Raw genomic sequence first — 18,452 nt, 5'->3', positions numbered from 1 at the left:
AGGGTCAGCGCATCCTGCGCGGCAAGCTAGGAGATCGAACGGCGCTATCCGTTCCCGCGCGCGAACGACACGGCAGCCAATCCTTCCTTTGTCCCGGAATCGAGCTGCAATTCGGCGAGCGTGCGCGACAGGCGCCGGCGCCAGTTCGGATATTCGGTCGTGCTGCCGGGCAAGTTCGCCTGATGCAGTTCATCGGCGAGATCGTCTAGCTGGATCAGCAACAGCCTGCTGGGGGTTCGTGCGAGATAGACCTGGACAGCGCATCCCAGATCCGCCGTCCAATCCGCGTCGGCGCGATCCGAACCGTTCGGAAGAAGCCCCTCCTCCGCCAGGGCATGCAGGAGAGACGCCTTTTCTTCGGACCGCGTCTGTCGCGCCTGCGCGGCCTCCTGCGAAGTCACAGCCCTGATCGCCTCCTTCGCCGCGATATCGTCGCCGCTCCAGAAACCGCGCAGGGTCGGCAGGTCGTGGGTCGCGGCGGTGACCGCCGCCGACGGCGGATAATCCCTGGGCGCGCGATAGCGGCCATTCTCGCGCTCGAAATAGAAGACCCGCGTCGAGAACACATTGGCAGCCGCCATCCGCTCGCGGAATCCCTCCGGCACGGTTCCCAGGTCTTCGCCGATGATCACGCAGCGATTGCGCCGGCTCTCCAGCGCCGCGATCCCCAGCAGATCGTCGAGCGGATAGCGCAGATAAGCGCCGCTCGCGGCGGGCGCGCCGGACGGGATAAGGAACAGGCGCTGCCACCCCATGACGTGATCGATGCGCAACGCGCCGGCATGACGCATATTGGCACGCAGCAGCGCGATGAAATGGCCGTAGCGTGTGGCCCGGAGTTTGCGCGGGTTGAGCGGCACCACGCCCCATTCCTGGCCCCGCGCGTTGAAGGGATCGGGCGGCGCGCCGATGCGCAGGCCGGCCGCGAACAGACCCTGATTCATCCAGTGATCCGCGCTCGCAGCATCGACGCTGACGGCGAGATCGGTGTAGAGGCCGACAGCCATCCCTCGCGCTTGCGCGTTCCGCGCGGCGCCGGCGAGTTGCTCCTCGCAGAGCCATTGCAGGTAGCAGAAGAAATCGATCCTCTGGGAATGATCGGTGCGCAGGCCCGCGAGCGCCGTCGCGTCACAGTCGCGCAAGGCTGTCGGCCACCGTGTCCAGTCATGCGTGCCGTATCGTTCGGTCAAAACCTGATGCATCGCGAGGTTCTGAAGCCCGGTCCCCGAGCGTTCAACATAGTCGACATAGGCGCGCCCGCGCGGCGTGTTCCGCGCGACGTGTTCCACCGCGAAGCCGCGGTGAAGCCGCTCCAGCATCGCCATCTTGAGATCGGCGACCGGCTTGTATTGTACGTCTCGCCCGGCGCGCAACGCCGCCAGGGCATGCACCGTCTGGGGTGCCACGACCAGCGAACGGGCCTCGCCGCATTCGGCGAAATCGGGGATGGCGGTGACATCGAGATAAAGCGGATTGTGGAACAACCGGCTGCTCGGCGAATAGGGGCTCGCCTGCTCCGGCGTGTCGAGAAACAGGGCATGGAGAGGATTGAGTCCGATCGTCGCGGCACCGCGGTCCGACGCAAACTCGACGAGCGTCTTGAGATCGCTGAAATCGCCGATCCCCCAATTCGACTGTGTGTTGAGCGCATAAAGCTGGGCGGCAAGACCCCAATGGCGCCCCTCCGGCAGGTCATGACAGCGCGATGGCGCGACGATGAGGAGCATGTCGCCGACGCCGTCGAGGACAAACTCGTGATAGCCGAGCGGCATCGGCGCGAGCGCGAGATTGCGAAGCTCCATCGTAGTGCCGCGGCATTCTCCAGTCGCCGCGACCGCGAGCGAAAAGGCATCGCATTCGCCGGTTCGGACTTCGCCGTTCTCCAACCGCACCGACCACCGGATCGTCTTCGGCCCGCCGAGGGAGGGAAACCGAAGCGGCACGGCGATCGGCTCGGACTCGCGCGCGACCAGCACGGGCGGGAGCGGATCGCACCATGTCTCGGCCCGCAGCGCGGCGAGGCTGGCCGCGACATCGGCCTCGCTGTTCGCCGGCAGGCCAAGCGCAGCGAGAACCGAACGCGCCGCGTCGGCGGTCATTTCGTGCAGATTGCCGAGGATATCCCAATAGCGCGGTTCGATCCCCGCTTCGTCGGCCAGCAGCCTGAGGTTTTCGTTTTCGATCATGTCCGGTCAGCTTTCGCCGACGAACAGCGCCAAGGCGTGCGCCGCCAGGGTGAATTCCGAACCGGGTTCGCGAATACAGTCAGGAGGCTGGACGGCCGACGTCGTGTCCACGAGGCATTTCCACCGCGACTGCGGGCGCGGATCGGGAAGCGTGAAGACGGCCGGCTCTCCGCCGCCGTTCAGTAGCAGCATAAAGGCAAAGCCCTCCGTTGCGGCCGTGGCGTTTTCGACGGCGGCATAGCGAACGCCAAGGCAACGCAGATCGCGGGCATGCCAGTCCTCGTCGACCATTTCGCGCCCATCCGGCCGCAGCCAGGCGATGTCCTTGACTCCGTCGCCATCGATGTGATCGCCACGGAAGAAGCGCAATCGATGAAAGACGGGGTACGCGGCCCTCAGTTGCGTCAGATGGCGGACGAATTCGAAAAAGGACCTGTCGGACTCCGGAGCGCTCCAGTCGATCCAGTCGATTTCGTTGTCCTGGCAATATGCGTTGTTGTTGCCGCGCTGCGTGCGGCCGAACTCGTCGCCCGCGAGGAGCATGGGCACGCCTTGCGACAGCAGAAGCGTCGCCATCAGGTTGCGCCTCTGCCGCGCGCGCAACGCCATGATCGCCGGATCGGACGTCTCGCCTTCGGCGCCGCAGTTCCAGGCATAGTTGGCATCGGAACCGTCCCGGTTGTCTTCGCCGTTTTCCAGGTTGCGCTTGGTTTCGTAGCTGACGAGATCGGCCAGGGTGAAGCCGTCATGGGCGGTGACGAAATTGAGGCCGGCGGTCGGCCGCCGGCCCCGGCCCGCGAACACGTCGCTCGATCCGGACAGGCGGAACGCGAGATCGCCGACGATGCCGTCGTCGCCGCGCCAGAACCGGCGCACCGTATCGCGATATTTGTCGTTCCATTCGCTCCATCCCGGCGGGAACGCACCGAGCTGGTAGCCGTCGGGACCGAGGTCCCAGGGCTCGGCGATCAGCTTCGTCGCGGCAAGCAGTGGGTCCTGCATCACGGCCGCCAGGAACTTGCCTTGCGGCGCGAAGTGACGGCCCTGGCGCGCCAACGCAACCGCCAGATCGAAGCGGAAGCCGTCGACCTCCATCACCTCCACCCAATAGCGCAGCGAATCCATCACCATCTGCAGGACACGCGGATGCTCGAGATTGAGGGTGTTGCGGACTCCGGTGACATCGAGATAGCGCCGCCGGTCTTCGGCAAGGCAGTAGTAGGACGCGTTGTCGATGCCGCGGAACGACAGCGTGGGGCCGGTCTCGTCGCCCTCGCCCGAATGGTTGAACACGACGTCCAGGATGACTTCGATGCCGGCCGCATGCAGCGCGCGCACCGTGTCGCGAAACTCGGCGATGTCTCCGCCGGAGAGATAGCGCGGCTCCGGTGCGAAGAAGCAGATCGAATTGTAGCCCCAATAGTCCCGCAGGCCCCGCCCCGCGAGCTCGCGCGTGGTCGCGATCGGATGGACCGGCAGAAGCTCCACGGCGGTGACGCCCAGAGCACGCAGATGCGCGATGATGTCGGGGTGGCGAAGACCCGCCATGGTCCCGCGAACCGCCTTGTCGACGGAAGGATGACGCATCGTATAGCCGCGCACATGCATCTCGTAGACGACGGACCGCGCACGATCCGTCCCCGGGCGCGCCGGACCCGCGGACGATTTTGCCCAGTCGACGACGATGCATTTCGGCATCGCGGCCGCGTTGTCGCGCGTGTCGAAGGAAAGATCGCCGCGCGGATCGGCCGGATCATAGCCGCAATGAAGCTCGTCCCACTCGAAGGCATGGCTGAGCGCCCGTGCATAGGGGTCGATCAGAAGCTTGTTGGGATTGAAGCGATGACCGTTCAGGGGATCGTAAGGCCCATGCACGCGGTAGCCATAGAGCTGACCCGGGCGCGCATCGGGGAGATAGCCGTGCCACACTTCGTCGGTGTGCTCGGGAAGCATCAGCCGGGCGCTATCGACCGCGCCGTCGGAATCGAACAGGCAGAGTTCGACCTTTTCCGCATGCGCCGAGAACAGGGCGAAGTTCACGCCCTTACCATCGAAGGTCGCGCCGAGCGGCTGCGGGCTGCCTTCCTTGAGATACAGCGCGGCTGTCACGCGGCCTCTCGCGCCGGCCGGAGGATCAGCACGCCGAGCGGCGGCAAGGTCAGCGATAGCGTCTGCGCCATGCCATGGGCGCCGACCGCAATGCTTTCGATCACGCCGCCATTACCCGCATCGCTACCGCCGTAGAAGCGGGAGTCGGTGTTCAGGATTTCCCGATAGGCGCCGGCTTGCGGCACGCCGATGCCATAGCCGCTGCGAATGACGGGCGTGAAGTTGCACACCACCACGACGAAGTCCGACGGATTGACGCCACGACGGATATACGAGATCACGCTCGCCTCGGAATCGCTGCAGTCGATCCAGGAAAATCCGTCCGGCTCGCAATCGCGCTCGTGCAGCGCCCCGACTGCGCGATAGAGGCGGTTGAGGTCGCGCACGAGGCTTTGCACGCCGCCGTGCATGCCATCGGACAGCAGATGCCAATCGAGACTCTCGTCATGGTTCCACTCGCGCTCCTGCGCGAGTTCGGCGCCCATGAACAGAAGCTTCTTGCCCGGCTGAGTGAACATGTAAGCGTAACAAGCCCTCAGATTCGCGAACTTCTGCCAGCGGTCTCCGGGCATTTTGCCGAGCAGCGAACCCTTGCCGTGCACGACTTCGTCATGCGAGAGCGGCAGGATGAAATTCTCGCTGAAGGCATATAGCAGGCCGAACGTCAGGCGGTCGTGGTGGAATTTGCGGTGCACCGGATCCTTCGCTAGGTAGTCCAGCGTGTCGTGCATCCATCCGAGGTTCCATTTGTAGCCGAAGCCGAGGCCGCCGAGATAGGTGGGCCGCGAGACCATCGGCCAGGCCGTCGATTCCTCCGCCACCGTCACCGCGCAGGGATGGTTTTCATAGACGCATTCGTTCAGGCGGCGCAGGAAGGAGATCGCTTCCAGGTTCTCGACGCCGCCATGGACGTTGGGAATCCACTCGCCCGCCTTGCGGCTGTAATTGCGATACAGCATCGAGGCGACGGCATCGACGCGCAGCCCGTCTATTCCATACTGCGACAGCCAGAACAGGGCATTGGATGTCAGGAAGCCACGAACTTCGTTGCGGCCGAAATTGTAGATGTGCGTGTTCCAGTCGGGATGGAAACCCTCCCTCGGATCGCGATGTTCGTAGAGATACGAGCCGTCGAAATGCGCGAGGCCATGGGCATCGTTCGGAAAGTGTCCGGGGACCCAGTCGAGGATCACGCCGATTCCCTCTTGGTGGAAGCGCGCGACCAGCGCGGCAAATTCCGCGGGCTTACCGTAGCGGCTGGTCGGGGCAAAAAGCCCGGTCGGCTGATAGCCCCAGGATCCGTCGAAGGGATGTTCAGCGATGGGCATCAATTCAACATGCGTGAACCCCATGTCCTTGACATAGGGGACAAGCGTATCGGCGAGCTCGCGATAGCTGAGAGAGCGGTTGGCTTCGCCCGGCACGCGTCGCCACGAGCCCAAATGCACCTCATAGATCGACACCGGGCTGGAGCGATCGGCGGGCAGCATCGATTGCGGCACCGGCGGCGGAAGCGCGCAGACGACGGACGCGGTACGAGGCGACCGCTCCGCTTCGAACGCGAAGGGGTCGGCCTTGAGGTTGATCGCGCCATCGCGCGTCTTGATCTCGTATTTGTAGAGCGCGCCCGCCGCCACGCCGGGCAGGAATATCTCCCAGATGCCGCTGCCGGGATGCAACCGCATGGGGTGGCGCCTTCCATCCCAGCCGTTGAAGTCGCCAACGACGCTGACGCGGCGCGCATCGGGGGCCCAGACCGCGAAGCTCGTCCCCGCCACGCCGCAAAGAACAAGCGGATGCGCGCCCAATTTTTCATAGGCGCGAAGAAGGTTCCCTTCGGCGTGCAGATACAGGTCCAGATCGCCGATCCAGGACGGGAAGGAATAGGGATCGTCGACCAGGTTTGTCCCGCTTTGATCCGTGACGGTCAGGCGATAGGAGAACACGTCGCGCGCCGAGCCGATGGTGCCGATGAAGAAGTCCGTCGCGCCGACCGGCATGAGACCACCAACCACATCGCCACCCTCGCGCTCGACGACGCCGACCGACAGGGCGCCGGGGATGAGCGCCCGCACGACCAACTGGCCGGATTGGTCGACATGCATGCCGAGATAGGAAAACGGATCCTGCTCCTCGCCCTGCAGGAACCCGGCAATCCGCTCAAAATCGGCGTCCGGCATGGGCGGCGCGCGGCCGGCCCTCGACTGCGCATTTTGATTTGTCATGAAAGAGCCTCGAAAGCGCAATCCGTCCGTAGAGAGATACGGGTTTATAGGCATGGCGTTGCGCGACATCACCCCCTGTTGCAAATAATTCAATCCTACCCGACGATGTGAGTCTGATCGAAGTCAAGTTTCAGGGAAGGACAACGCCTATCGTAGCTCTTAGTAGTGGCGGAGGCCGTTGGGATGAAGGTTTTATTTGTGACGTCGGAGGCCTACCCGTTGGCCAAAACGGGCGGTCTTGCTGACGTATCTTACGCCTTGCCGCTCGCACTCGCGCGATGCGGGTTGGACGTGCGTCTTCTGCTTCCGGCGTATCCTTCCGCGGTGGCGGGGATCGAAAACCCGCGCATAGTCGCGAAATTGGACCCCATTCTCGGAATTGATGACGCCATGCTGATTGGCGGAACACTTCCGGATACCAGCATTCCCGTCCTGCTCGTCCACGCGCCTTCGCTTTTCGCGCGCGACGGCGGGCCGTATTGCGACCGCGCCGGGCACGAATGGCCCGACAACGCACGGCGTTTTGCCTTCCTTTCGCATATCGCGGCGAAGGTCGCGATGGGAACGGTAGGCTTGGCCTGGACCCCGGACATCGTCCATTCGAACGATTGGCATACCGGGCTCGTGCCGCTCCTGCTGGCCCAGGAAGGGGCCGCGCGGCCGGGCACGGTGTTCACGACGCATAATATGGCGTTCCAGGGGAATTTTCCGGCCGGCGCGCTGCCCTTGATCGGCATCTCGGAACGCGGCGCGGCGGCTGACGACATCGAATTCTACGGTCAGATCTCGCTCCTGAAGGCCGGCCTGCGCTTTGCCGATCGCGTGACCACCGTCAGCCCGACCTATGCGCGGGAGGTCCTCACCGCCGAGGGAGGCTGCGGCCTGGATGGCGTGCTGCGCGCCCGGGCCGGCGATTTCACCGGCATTCTCAACGGCATCGACAATGTGGGCTGGGACCCCTGTACGGATCGGCATTTGCCGCAGACATACCGGGCCGGCAATATCGCCGGGAAGCGGGTCTGCAAGGCCGCGCTGCAGGAGGCCTTCGGCCTGCCTGTCGATCCCGACGTCCCGCTCGTCGGATTCGTCAGTCGTCTGACGCATCAGAAGATGGCCGACGTCATCGCAAACGTTCTTCCCTGGGTTGTCGAGCAAGGCGCGCAGTTCGTCCTGGTTGGCGAAGGCGAGCCGGATATCGAGGAGAACTTCCGGCGTATTCAGGCGGCGTATCCGCAATCGGTGTCGATCCACATCGGCTACAGCGAATCGCTTGCCCACCGCCTCCAGGCGGGATGCGACATCTTACTGGCGCCGGCCCGGTTCGAGCCCTGCGGGCTCACGCAACTTTACGCCCTCCGCTATGGAACATTGCCGGTCGTGCGGCGGACCGGCGGCTTGGCGGACACCGTCGTGGACGCGACCGGAGCCACGATCATGGATCGAACCGCGACCGGATTTGTTTTCGACAACGCCGACAGTGACGGATTGAGAGAAGCCGTGGGAAGGGCCTTGGCATATTATCGCGAGCCGCTGACTTGGCGCCGGCTGCAACTGCAGGGTATGGCGCAGGATTTCAGCTGGGATGCGAGCGCCAGCAACTATATCGCGCTCTATCGCGACATCGCCGGGCGGGTTCCCGCCCCGGATGGCGCGGTGGAATGTGCAAGACAAGTCGCCGTCTAACACTTTAAAATCGGCAAAAATGCGAGCCTAAATCGGGGTGAAGCACTGGGGGCGTTGGATATCGGTAGGAGATCGCCATGGCCCATTCAAATGTTCCGCTCATCGAGGACGCCATCCGGTTGCGCAGCTATCAGATCTGGCAGCATGAAGGTTGCCCGTATGGCCAGGCCGTGGCGCACTGGCTCCAGGCAAAGGCGGAGCTCGAAGCGGAATGCCGCGCCGACCAGCCGCCGCGCTATCCGGCCGCTTTCGTGATACCGAGCGCGCCGATCTCCCGGCCGCCGAACAAGCGCGTTTCCGAAAAGATTGGCCGGCCGGCGGCCTAACGCTGCCACGTCACGAGCGGAAGCTCGGTCGGCAAGATGGCGTCCGGGTGATAGGGTACCGCGCGCACGGTGTAGTCCTGTGACGCGCGCGCCGTCCGGACCGTGCCCGCGAAGACATAACCGTTGCTCGAACCCGGTATCGCCTGCTCGCGATGCAGCAGGATCACTTCGGGCGGCTGCTCACCGACGGCATCGGCGTACAGCTCGACATGCACCGACGATGGGTCGACCTCGCCCATGTAGACCGGCACATAGACGAGCAACGAGCCGTCTTCGCGCTGTATCGTCGGGTTTCCGATATGCAATGTCGGCCAGCCGCGATAGAGCATGCGGGACCATGCGTTCAGCTCCCGTCCCTTGGTGTTCTTGTCGGTGGTCCGCTGGCGCACGGCCTTGGACAGCGGCAGATAAGCGCCCTCGACATAGTCCTGCATCATGCGCGTGCTGCTGAAGGACGGGGTCAGCGTCGACATGCTCTTGCGGATCCGCTGAAGCCAGGCCCGCGGCAAGCCGCCCGCGTCCCGATTGTAGAACAAGGGAACCACCTTGGTCTCGAGGATCTCGTATAGGCTCTGGCCATCGCGCGCATCGACAAAACCGACTTCGCCGCCGCTGCCGTCGCCGACCGCCCAGCCGACATCGGCATTGTAAGCTTCGTCCCACCAGCCGTCGAGGATCGAGCAGTTGAGCCCGCCATTGACCAGGACCTTCATGCCGCTCGTCCCGCACGCTTCCCAGGGGCGCCGTGGCGTGTTGATCCAGACGTCGACGCCCTGCACAAGCTCCTGCGCGATGTCGATGTCGTAATCCTCGATGAAGACAACGTGGCGGCGGTAGCGCGACTGGCTGGCGAAATCGATCCAATCGCGGATCATCTGCTTGCCGCCAATGTCCGCCGGATGGGCCTTGCCGGCGACGACGATCTGCACCGGCCGCCTTTCGTCGAGCAACAGCCGGCCGAAGCGCTCGGAATCCCGCAGCAAAAGGTTTGGCCGCTTATACTCGGTGAAGCGACGCGCGAAGCCGAGGGTCAGTATGTTGGCGTCCAGCACCATCTCGGCTGCACCGACGGCGTCCCGGTCAAATCCGCGTTCGCGCAATTGTGCGCCCAGGCGCCTTCGCGCGATCCGCACGACGCGTTCGCGGCCCTTGCCGCGCATCGCCCAGATCACCTCATCCGGGACATCGGCGATGCTTTTCCCCGCGCCCTCATCGATCGTGCGCCAGCGGTCCCTGCCGCAAGCCTCCGTCCAAATGCGGTCGGCCTCGGCCGAATCCCATGTCGGCACGTGCACGCCGTTGGTGACGTGGGACACCGGCACCTCGCCTGTCGGCCAACGCGGAAACAGAGGCTGGAAGATGCGCCGACTGAATTCGCCGTGCAGGCGACTGACGCCCATGCACATCGCGGCGCTGCGCAATGCGAGAAACGCCATGTTGAACGGCTCGTCGCGATCATGGCCGGGGGCCCTGCCGAGCGCGAGCACATCGTTCAATTCCACGCCCTGCCCCGCCAACGTGCCTTCGACATAGGGCAGATATTTGCGCAGCAGATCGGCGGAAAACTGGTCGAACCCCGCCGCGACGGGCGTATGGGTGGTAAACACGTTGCCGGCGCGCGTCGCCCACAGCGCGTCCCAGAAATCGATTCCTTCCTTCACCGCCAAGTGACGGGCCCGCTCGATGAAGGCGAACGCGGCGTGGCCTTCGTTGACATGGCAGATCTCGATTTCCGGATGCAGCTTCTCCACGACGCGCCACCCCCCGACGCCGAGGACGATTTCCTGCATCAGGCGGATTTCCGAGCCGCCGCCATATAGCTTCGCGGTGATACCGCGATCCGACGGGCTGTTGAGGACATCGTTGCTGTCGAGCAGATAGAGCTTTATGCGGCCGACCGAGGCCTGCCAGACGCGAAGCTGAACAATGCGCCCCGGCAGTTCGAGCCCGATGCGCAGCCAGCCGCCATCGGGCAACAGGACTTTCTCGATCGGCATCGCGGCCGGCTCGTTGTAGGGGTAGAATTCCTGCTGCGCGCCGGCGTTGTCCAAAATCTGGCGGAAATAGCCTTCCTGATAGAGCAAGCCTATGCCGACGATCGGAACATCGAGATCGCTTGCGACTTTCAAGAAATCGCCGGCAAGCACGCCCAGCCCGCCAGCGTAGAGCGGCAGGGCCGCGCCCAGGCCGAACTCCATGCTGAAATAGGCCACGCCGCCGAGCGCCGCCCTCTCCTCGCTGCCGCGAAACCATCCCGGCGTCTTCAGGTAATGCGCCCGGTCGGCGGCGAAATCGGAGAGCCTCTTGAGAAAGACCTGATCGGACGCGAGTTCCTTGAGACGTTCCGATGGCGCGCTCTGCAAGACCACCCAGGGATTGTGGGTGCGTTCCCATAAAGCGGCGTCGATGTACGACCACAGCGCGTCACCGCTGTGACTCCATGTCCAGCGCAGATCGAGCGCGAGTTCGGAAAGCTCGTTCATCTCGTCGGGCAATTCAGGCAGGGGAAGCGCGACCATGATTGGCAAACCAGTCCTTCTCTCCAACGTACCTAGCACAGATGATATCGAAGCGACTTTCTTTCGGGAATGGGCACGCGGCGATCGCCCGCGGACTGTATTCCCGCATCACGCGCTTCCATTGTTTCTCTGTCGCACCATTCCGGGTCAGCAGGCGTCAGCCAACCCTTTTTTCCGATGGTACCATGGATCGTCGGCACTGCATCGACGAAGATGACGAGCTTGCGTAGGATCACCCGCTCCAGTCCCGTGAGAAGCCCGAAGCTCCGATCTAGCATCACTTGCAGCGTCTTCTGGCGCGGCGGCGCGGTTCGCGACCCGCGCCACAGGAGCGTCAGGCGCTGATCGAGAAGCGCGGCGGTCTGCCGCAATTCATAGGATTCGACGCGCCATGCCGCCGGCTCAGGTGGCCCGGAAGATTGGCGTGCGAAAAGCTGGCGGCGATGATAGGCGTATATCCTCGCCGGACCCCGTGAAACCGGCGCGACGAAGCTGCAACAGCGGCCTCGCGAGCTATGTCGCCACGCGCGGCAACATCGAAGTTACGGTCAAACTGGTCTGAGCTTGGATGTCCCCCGAATGTCGAACGGATACCGCTCTCCACGGCCGCTTTGCGCCAAGAGCACGCGCCGAACGGTATCGTCACTCCAGATCGGGATAAGGGCCTTTGCCGCCCTCGGCGATGAAGCGATCGATGCGCGCGGTCAGGACCGGCAACGGCACCGATCCCAACTGCAGGACGGTGTCGTGAAACGCGCGAATGTTGAAGCGTGAACCCAACGCGGCTTCCGCCTTGTGCCGCGCATCCCAGATCGCCATTTCGCCCAGATAGTAGGAGAGCGCCTGCCCGGGCCAGGCGATGTAGCGGTCGACCTCGGTCTCAACCTCGTGCTCGGGCAGCGCCGTGTATGCAAGGAGATATTGGATCGCCTGCTCGCGCGTCCAGCCTTGCGAATGAATCCCGGTGTCCACGACCAGGCGCGCGGCGCGCCAGATCTGCCATCCGAGCATGCCGAAGCGGTCATAGGGCGTTTCGTACATCCCCATCTCGTCGCCGAGCTTCTCGCAATAGAGCGCCCAGCCCTCGCCAAAGGCGGAAATATAGGTGTGGCGGCGAAATTCCGGCAGGCCCGTTTGTTCGAGGGCGATGGGAATTTGAACCGCATGCCCCGGCGCCGATTCATGCAGCGTCATCGCGGTCAGATTGTAGAGCGGCCTAGTCTCGAGCTTGTAGGTGTTGACGAGGTATTGTCCCGGGCCGCCGCGGCCGGAGGTGTAGAACGGCGCGAGATCGTCCGGCACCGGCACGATGGCGAAGCGCATGCGCGGCAAATAGCCGAACCAGGTGGAAGCCTTGCCGTCGAACGTCTTCGCGATCCACGCCGTCCGCATCAACAATTCCCGAGGCGTCTTCGCGTAGAACTGCGGATCGGTGCGCAGATAGTGCAGGAAGCCCGGGAAGTCGCCCGTCCAGCCCGTCTGTTTCATCACGTCGATCATCTGCTGATGCAGGCCGGCGACTTCGCGCAGGCCGAGCGCATGGATCGCCGCCGGATCCATGTCGAGCGTGGTGTATTCGCGGATCTGCTCGCGATACCATGCCTTGCCGTCCGGCATGTCTTGCGCCGCCAGCGTCGTCCGCGTCCCGGGAAGATATTCGTCACGGAAGAACGCGAGAAGCTCGCGATAGGCCGGCTGGACGATGTCGCGGATCGCGGCGACGGCCTGGGCGCGGAGCACCGCCTTGTCGGCGTCGGCGATGCCCGGCATCTGGGCGAACGGCGTGTAGAACAGGCTCTTGTCCGGCGCGGCATCGATCACCGCGGTGATCGAGGCGTCGCGGCCCTGGAGCGTCACGCCGGGCGGCGTGAAGCCGCGCTTCAGCCCGGCGCGCATCTCGCCGATCTGTTCATGGAAATAGCGCGGAATATCGCGCATCTGCGCGATCCAGTTGCGATAATCGGTCAAGGTGCGGAACGGCTTGCGCGCCGTGTAGCCGATGTCGGTCCAGAATGTCGTGTCGGAATTGGCCGGCATCTCATAGTCGCGGAATTTCTGGCCGCCGATGAGCACCGCGATCTGTGGCTTGTAGATGTCGTAGTTCTCCCGCTCGGCGGGCGAAAGCTTGTCGCGCGGAATGGCGTTCAGCGTCGCCATCGTGTTCTCCCAATAGGCGAGCCGCATGGCCTGCGTCGCGGGGTCGACCTTCGGCAGGCGATCGCTGACGGGTTTTTGGCCGTCCTCGTCGTCGGCGAATTGCGCCTCGCGCCAAATCCATTCGGCGGTGTAGAGCGCCTTGAGCCGCGCATCGGCGCTCGGCGGCTTGGCGTCAGCGTGCGGCACGGCGACCAGAAGGATCGCCGCCAGCAGCGGCCGGAGAATATGCTTGCCCATCCATCACACCACGATCGGCGCCTCTTGGCGATCTTCCGGCACCCGCCTTGCCGCGGCGCGCAGCAGGACGGCGGCCGTGTAGAGGACCACGACCACCACGCCCCAGCGAAGCGCAACCAGCGGCAGGTTGGTCACGGCATAGGCAGCGAGCAGCACAGCCGGCGCGCCGCCCAACGCCAATCCCAGCACGATGCGCAGATCGACACGCTTGTCGGCGACGAACCGCAATCCCGTCACCGGCATCAGGAAGGCGCAGGCGCCCATCATGATCGGGAAGGCGGCTTTCGGGTCCAATCCCATCAGGCTGAGCGTGACCAACGACGGCGCGTACAGCCCGATGCCGAACGCCATCAGGGAGCCCAGGATGAAATGCGCCGCGACGGCGATGACGAAGAACAGCGGCGCCAATGTCAGCGCATTGCCGGTGACCGGCATGAGGTTCAGGTTCTGCATGGCATAGAGCGCGGCGGCGATGACCAGCGCGGCGCCGACGGTCGCCTGCACCACCTGCACCGATACGCGCTGCACCGCGGCCGCGCCGACGAAGGAGCCGGCGATCGCGGACAGGATGCAGGCGATCATCAGCCAGGGGTCGACCTGCACCAGGCGGATGAACACCAACGCCTCGACGATGGTGGGAATGCAATGACCGGCATTGAGCGTCGCTGGAATGAAGCGGTCGGGAACCAGCGAACGCAGCTTGAGCCAGGCCGTCGTCGGCGCGAAGGAGCCGATGCCCAGCGTGTCGAAGAAATTGGTGACGGCCCCCAGAGCGGTGGCCTCGAGGCTGATCCGAAGCTGGCCCCGCGCCGCGGCAAGACGCAAGAGAGTCGCGCTGTAGCCGATGCCGATCAGCGCCAGCGCGGCCAGAAGAATATCGACGATCAAGCGGCCCCTCGGCTGCGAAAACGTATCGCCTGGAAGTTGAGCATGATCCTATAGTGGTGACAATGACGCCTTCGGAGACATGCATGACGGCCGCGAACAACCCCGCCCCCATCGGCCCTGCCGAACGACAGGTGCGACTGGCGGCGCTGCGATCGCGGATGGACGAGGCCGGGCTTGCGGCCATCCTGCTCGGGTCCACCAAGAGCCTGCGCTATTTCACCGGCCTGGCGTGGTCGCCGTCGGAGCGGTTCACTGGCGCGATCGTGCATGCGGGCGGCGCGCTGGAATATGTCTGCCCCGGCTTCGAACGGTCCAAAGTGTCCGGCGCCGTCGGCGTGACGGGCGATATCCTCACCTGGGAGGAAGAAGAAAACCCCTACGCCCTGATCGCGTCGCGGCTCAAGCCCGGCGCGCGCGTGGGCCTCGACGACCAAGTCGCGCTGTTCGTTTATCTCGGACTGGCTCGCGTTCTGTCGCCCGAGCGCATCGGCGACGCGGGGCCGCTCATCAACGGTTTGCGGAGCCGCAAATCGGCCGCCGAGATCGCGCTCATGACCCGTGCCAAGGCGATCACGCTCGAAGTGCAGCGCCGTGCCTGGAAAAGCCTGACCGCAGGCGTGCGGACGTCGGAGGTCGCGCGCTTCATCGATTCCGAGCATCGCGCGCTGGGCGGCTCCGGCAGTACGTTCTGCATCGTGTCGTTCGGCGCCGACAGCGCGCTGCCCCATGGCGGCGAAGGCGACCGCGCGCTGCGCGAAGGCGACGTCGTCCTGATCGACACGGGCTGCCAGATCGACGGCTACAATTCGGACATCACGCGGACCTATGTCTTCGGCGAGCCGCCGCCGCGCGTGCGGCAGATCTGGCAATTGGAGAAGGACGCGCAGGCCGCGGCGTTCGGGGCGGCGAGGCTCGGCGCGTCCTGCGAATCGGTCGATGCGGCGGCGCGCGCCGTCATCGCCGGGGCGGGGTTGGGTCCGGATTATCGTCTGCCCGGGCTGCCCCATCGCACCGGCCACGGCATCGGGCTCGACATCCACGAAGCACCGAACCTGGTGCGCGGCGACCGCACGGCGCTTGCGTCCGGCATGTGCTTTTCCAACGAACCGATGATCGTCGTGCCGCAGGCATTCGGCGTACGGCTTGAGGATCACTTCTACATGACGGAGCAGGGGCCGCGCTGGTTCACGCATCCGTCGCACAGCCTGGACGCGCCGTTCGCGAACGCGCCGGCGTTCGTTTGACGACGGAGAGCGTGCGATGCCGGGCAGCCAGGACTTCGAGAACGATCCCGCCAATGAGTCGGCGCTGATCTATTTGAACGGTGCGCTGGTGCCGCGCGCCGAGGCGAAGGTCTCGGTATTCGATGCCGGCTTCGTCGTCGGCGACGGCATCTGGGAAGGCCTTCGCCTGCACAAGGGCGCCCTGCTCTTCCTCGACGCGCATCTGGACCGGTTGTTCGCCGGGGCCGCGGCGATCGGGCTCGACATCGGGTTGAGCCGCGAGACGCTGGTGGCCGAGATCTGGCGGACGCTGAAGGCCAACCGGTTCGAGGACGGCGTTCATCTCAGGCTGATGATCACGCGCGGACCCAAATCGGCCGCCAACCAGGATCCGCGCAATGCGCTCGGCAGACCCACCATCGTCATCCTGGCGGAGCGCAAAGAGCCCAGTCCGAAGCTGGCGACGCGCGGGCTGTCGCTCGCCACCGTCTCGATCCGCTGCACGCCGGCGCACATGTTCGACATGCGGCTGAACTCGCACAGCCGGCTCAATCTCATCCTCGCGCTGCAGGAGGCGATCCGTGCCGGCGCCGACGAAGCCTTGATGCTCGATCCGGATGGGTTCGTCTCCAGTTGCAACGCCACGAACTTCTTTTTCGTCAAGGACGGAATCGTGCACACCTCGACCGGTCTTTTCTGCTTTAACGGCGTCACGCGCGCCAATGTCATCGCGCTGTGCCGGGTGCACGGGATCAGCATCGCGCTCGGGAGCTTCGCACCGGACAAGGCGCGCGACGCCGACGAAGCCTTTGTCACCGGGACGTTCGGCGGGCTGACGCCGATCCGCGAGATCGACGGACGCGTGCTGCCCGCGGCGCTGCCCGGGCCGGTCACGTCCCGGCTCCGCGCGGCCTATGCCGAGCTGAAGGATGCCGAGGCCGCGAAGACATGAGCACGCAGCCGCTGCGCATCGCCATGTGGTCCGGCCCGCGCAACATCTCGACCGCGATGATGCGCGCCTTCGAGAATCGCGACGACACCGCGGTGGTCGACGAGCCATTCTATGCCGCCTATCTCGCGCTCAGCGGCGCCGACCACCCGATGCGCGAAGAGGTCCTGAAGAGCCAGCCGAACGATTGGCGCGACGTCGAAGCCGCGCTGCTCGGCCCAAGTCCCCATGGCGCGCCGATCTTCTATCAAAAACACATGACCCATCACATGCTGCCCGAGATCGGGACAGGCTGGATGTCGGCCTGCTGCAACGTCTTCCTGATCCGGCGGCCGGATGACGTCGTCGCCTCGTACAAGGACAAGCGGGGCGAAGCCACGCTGTCGGACATCGGCATCGTAAGGCAGGCGGAACTGTTCGACGCCGAAGCTGACCGCCTCGGGCATGCGCCGATAGTGATCGACGCATCCGACATATCCGCCGCGCCGGAGTTTCAGTTGAAAGCGCTCTGTTCCGCGATCGGGATCGCATTCAGTGCGAAGATGCTGCACTGGCCCGAGGGCCGTCGGGGGAGCGACGGCGTCTGGGCACCGGCCTGGTACGATCAGGTGGAGCGGTCGACCGGCTTTGTGTCCCGGCAGGGAACGACCCCTCAAAAGCTGTCGCCCGCGCTGGCGGCGGTCGCCGACGCGGCCTATCCGTATTACGAGCGGCTGGCGCGCTGGAAGATTGGCGGTGCCTGAATTCCAAAACGCCGCCGCCACCAGACATAAAGACCGGTGATCGAAAGCACCGTCACGGCGATCCCGAGAAGCAGCACGAGATAGCGTGTCGGCCAGCCGAGGATACGTCCGGCATGAAGAGGATAGAGCGAACGCATGAAGGCGCCGCGGGTACCATCGTTGTAGGGGTCGTCGCGATAGACGAAATCACCGCTGCAGCCGTCGAGATAGTAGGCCACGGGGCCCAGCGCCGAATAGGTGTCGGTGCCCGGCCGGATGAACGACACGCTGTAGAGACCGCTTTGCGGTCCATAGGTCGCGAAAGCCGCAACCCACGCGGGATGATCTCGCGCCACCAGCGGTTCGGCGAGGCGTAACGCCTGGGAGAATGTCAGCACGGGCGGCGCGTCCCGCGCCACGGGCGCGCTGTCGAACGGCGTTGGCTCGTGCGCCCACACCGCGTTTGTGAACGGCACGAACAACTCGTCGTAGAAATTCATCTCGACCGATGTGATCGACAGGACGAGGAAGCCGATGAACAGCCACAGCCCGCCGGCGCGATGCAGTTCCAGGCAGAATCGCGCCAGCCGTGTGTTGCGATGGACGAGCCACATCTGGCCCCAGTTCTTCCAGAACGGCCGGCTGCGCGGAAAGGTCAGATAGAGGCCGATGAGGTTCGACAGTACCCACAGAATCGCCACCGCGCCCATGAACCAGCGGCCGAACGTGCCCGCCAGCAGGTTGAAGTGGAATTGATAGATCGCCTCGACAAACCCGCGCCGGCCCCAGCCGGGCGTCACCTGGCGTGTGCCGAGGACATGGCCGTCCAGGGGATCGACAAAGACCTCGTCATAGCCGAGCGGTTTGCCGCGCCGCGCCGGTGCCACCCGCAGGGCCAGCGACCGGCCCGGCTCGATCGTCAGCGGTGCCTGGGTGATGCGCCAGCCGGGATGCGCGCGGGCCATCGCGTCGGCGAGCGCTGCAGGTGCGGCGGTGACATGCGCCGTATCGGCATCGAACAGGTCCGGGTTGAGCACGGCATCGAGTTGCGTGCGGAACACGAGAACGCTGCCGGTCACGCCAGCGGAGATCAAGAACAGCAGGATCGCCAGACCGGAATAGCGATGCAACCAGACCAGCGCGTTGTGCACCGCGGCTTGCCGGGCGAACCTTGCGCGCGGATCGGAAGGCAGGGTCGGTGCGGCAGCGTTCGGCATTGGTGGGCTCG

General features: G+C 64.8%; 13 protein-coding genes. 5 read left to right on the top strand and 8 right to left on the bottom strand.

Going from position 1 to position 18,452, the window contains the following annotated elements; translation table 11 throughout:
- Positions 1 to 44: 44 nt before the first annotated feature.
- The 3 genes from malQ to glgB are packed head-to-tail and all read right to left on the bottom strand — an operon-like array spanning position 45 to position 6,520.
- The gene (malQ, locus tag WDM86_01410; GenBank protein ID MEI9988668.1) at positions 45 to 2,186 is read right to left on the bottom strand and encodes a 4-alpha-glucanotransferase; all 2,142 of its coding nucleotides are present in this window, start codon (positions 2,184 to 2,186) and stop codon (positions 45 to 47) included.
- Positions 2,187 to 2,192: 6 nt separating this feature from the next.
- On the bottom strand, positions 2,193 to 4,295 hold the full coding sequence (gene glgX, locus WDM86_01405; GenBank protein ID MEI9988667.1) for a glycogen debranching protein GlgX: 2,103 nt from the start codon (positions 4,293 to 4,295) through the stop codon (positions 2,193 to 2,195).
- Positions 4,292 to 6,520, bottom strand: a complete 2,229-nt coding sequence (gene glgB, locus WDM86_01400; protein MEI9988666.1) for a 1,4-alpha-glucan branching protein GlgB — start codon at positions 6,518 to 6,520, stop codon at positions 4,292 to 4,294. Before glgB ends, glgX begins: the two co-directional genes overlap by 4 nt.
- 183 nt (positions 6,521 to 6,703) lie before the next feature.
- Here glgB and glgA point away from each other — a divergent pair, with 183 nt between their 5' ends.
- A complete protein-coding gene (glgA, locus tag WDM86_01395; protein MEI9988665.1) occupies positions 6,704 to 8,203 on the top strand; it encodes a glycogen synthase GlgA in 1,500 nt (499 codons plus the stop codon).
- Positions 8,204 to 8,280: 77 nt separating this feature from the next.
- Positions 8,281 to 8,529 carry a DUF2934 domain-containing protein gene (locus WDM86_01390; GenBank protein MEI9988664.1) on the top strand — a complete coding sequence of 83 codons (249 nt, stop codon included), beginning with the start codon at positions 8,281 to 8,283 and terminating at the stop codon, positions 8,527 to 8,529.
- Here the strand turns inward: WDM86_01390 and glgP are convergent.
- From glgP to WDM86_01370, 4 genes are all read right to left on the bottom strand, one after another.
- Positions 8,526 to 11,048 carry an alpha-glucan family phosphorylase gene (gene glgP, locus WDM86_01385; protein MEI9988663.1) on the bottom strand — a complete coding sequence of 841 codons (2,523 nt, stop codon included), beginning with the start codon at positions 11,046 to 11,048 and terminating at the stop codon, positions 8,526 to 8,528. The genes WDM86_01390 and glgP overlap by 4 nt on opposite strands.
- Before the next feature lie 32 nt (positions 11,049 to 11,080).
- Positions 11,081 to 11,419 (bottom strand): hypothetical protein, encoded by a 339-nt coding sequence (locus WDM86_01380; GenBank protein MEI9988662.1) that lies wholly within the window; start codon positions 11,417 to 11,419, stop codon positions 11,081 to 11,083.
- A gap of 271 nt (positions 11,420 to 11,690) precedes the next feature.
- Complete coding sequence (locus WDM86_01375; protein MEI9988661.1) at positions 11,691 to 13,442, bottom strand: DUF885 family protein; 1,752 nt, start codon at positions 13,440 to 13,442, stop codon at positions 11,691 to 11,693.
- 3 nt (positions 13,443 to 13,445) lie between these two features.
- Positions 13,446 to 14,330, bottom strand: a complete 885-nt coding sequence (locus tag WDM86_01370; protein ID MEI9988660.1) for a sulfite exporter TauE/SafE family protein — start codon at positions 14,328 to 14,330, stop codon at positions 13,446 to 13,448.
- Between the two features lie 83 nt (positions 14,331 to 14,413).
- Here WDM86_01370 and WDM86_01365 point away from each other — a divergent pair, with 83 nt between their 5' ends.
- The 3 genes from WDM86_01365 to WDM86_01355 are packed head-to-tail and all read left to right on the top strand — an operon-like array spanning position 14,414 to position 17,245.
- Positions 14,414 to 15,574, top strand: coding sequence for a Xaa-Pro peptidase family protein (locus WDM86_01365; GenBank protein MEI9988659.1), 1,161 nt, complete (start codon positions 14,414 to 14,416; stop codon positions 15,572 to 15,574).
- A gap of 16 nt (positions 15,575 to 15,590) precedes the next feature.
- Entirely contained in the window at positions 15,591 to 16,505 is a 915-nt protein-coding gene (locus tag WDM86_01360) for an aminotransferase class IV (protein MEI9988658.1), read from the top strand.
- On the top strand, positions 16,502 to 17,245 hold the full coding sequence (locus tag WDM86_01355) for a hypothetical protein (GenBank protein MEI9988657.1): 744 nt from the start codon (positions 16,502 to 16,504) through the stop codon (positions 17,243 to 17,245). Before WDM86_01360 ends, WDM86_01355 begins: the two co-directional genes overlap by 4 nt.
- Here the strand turns inward: WDM86_01355 and WDM86_01350 are convergent.
- Positions 17,206 to 18,441: a PepSY-associated TM helix domain-containing protein gene (locus WDM86_01350; GenBank protein MEI9988656.1), complete on the bottom strand. Its 1,236-nt coding sequence runs from the start codon at positions 18,439 to 18,441 to the stop codon at positions 17,206 to 17,208. The two genes, WDM86_01355 and WDM86_01350, sit on opposite strands and share 40 nt — an antisense overlap.
- Between the last annotated feature and the right edge of the window lie 11 nt (positions 18,442 to 18,452).

It is taken from the genome of Rhizomicrobium sp., assembly GCA_037200045.1.
GTDB lineage: Bacteria > Pseudomonadota > Alphaproteobacteria > Micropepsales > Micropepsaceae > Rhizomicrobium.
The sequence above is the reverse complement of the archived record's forward strand: the minus strand, read 5'-3'. Positions and strand labels throughout refer to the sequence as shown.

What these genes read in the sequence shown, in the direction of transcription:
- malQ (MEI9988668.1), bottom strand. Translation starts at nt 2,186, where the DNA reads ATGATCGAAAACGAAAACCTCAGGCTGCTGGCCGACGAAGCGGGGATC.
- glgB (MEI9988666.1), bottom strand. Translation starts at nt 6,520, where the DNA reads ATGACAAATCAAAATGCGCAGTCGAGGGCCGGCCGCGCGCCGCCCATG.
- glgA (MEI9988665.1), top strand. Translation starts at nt 6,704, where the DNA reads ATGAAGGTTTTATTTGTGACGTCGGAGGCCTACCCGTTGGCCAAAACG.
- WDM86_01390 (MEI9988664.1), top strand. Translation starts at nt 8,281, where the DNA reads ATGGCCCATTCAAATGTTCCGCTCATCGAGGACGCCATCCGGTTGCGC.
- glgP (MEI9988663.1), bottom strand. Translation starts at nt 11,048, where the DNA reads ATGGTCGCGCTTCCCCTGCCTGAATTGCCCGACGAGATGAACGAGCTT.
- WDM86_01375 (MEI9988661.1), bottom strand. Translation starts at nt 13,442, where the DNA reads ATGGGCAAGCATATTCTCCGGCCGCTGCTGGCGGCGATCCTTCTGGTC.
- WDM86_01365 (MEI9988659.1), top strand. Translation starts at nt 14,414, where the DNA reads ATGACGGCCGCGAACAACCCCGCCCCCATCGGCCCTGCCGAACGACAG.
- WDM86_01360 (MEI9988658.1), top strand. Translation starts at nt 15,591, where the DNA reads ATGCCGGGCAGCCAGGACTTCGAGAACGATCCCGCCAATGAGTCGGCG.
- WDM86_01355 (MEI9988657.1), top strand. Translation starts at nt 16,502, where the DNA reads ATGAGCACGCAGCCGCTGCGCATCGCCATGTGGTCCGGCCCGCGCAAC.
- WDM86_01350 (MEI9988656.1), bottom strand. Translation starts at nt 18,441, where the DNA reads ATGCCGAACGCTGCCGCACCGACCCTGCCTTCCGATCCGCGCGCAAGG.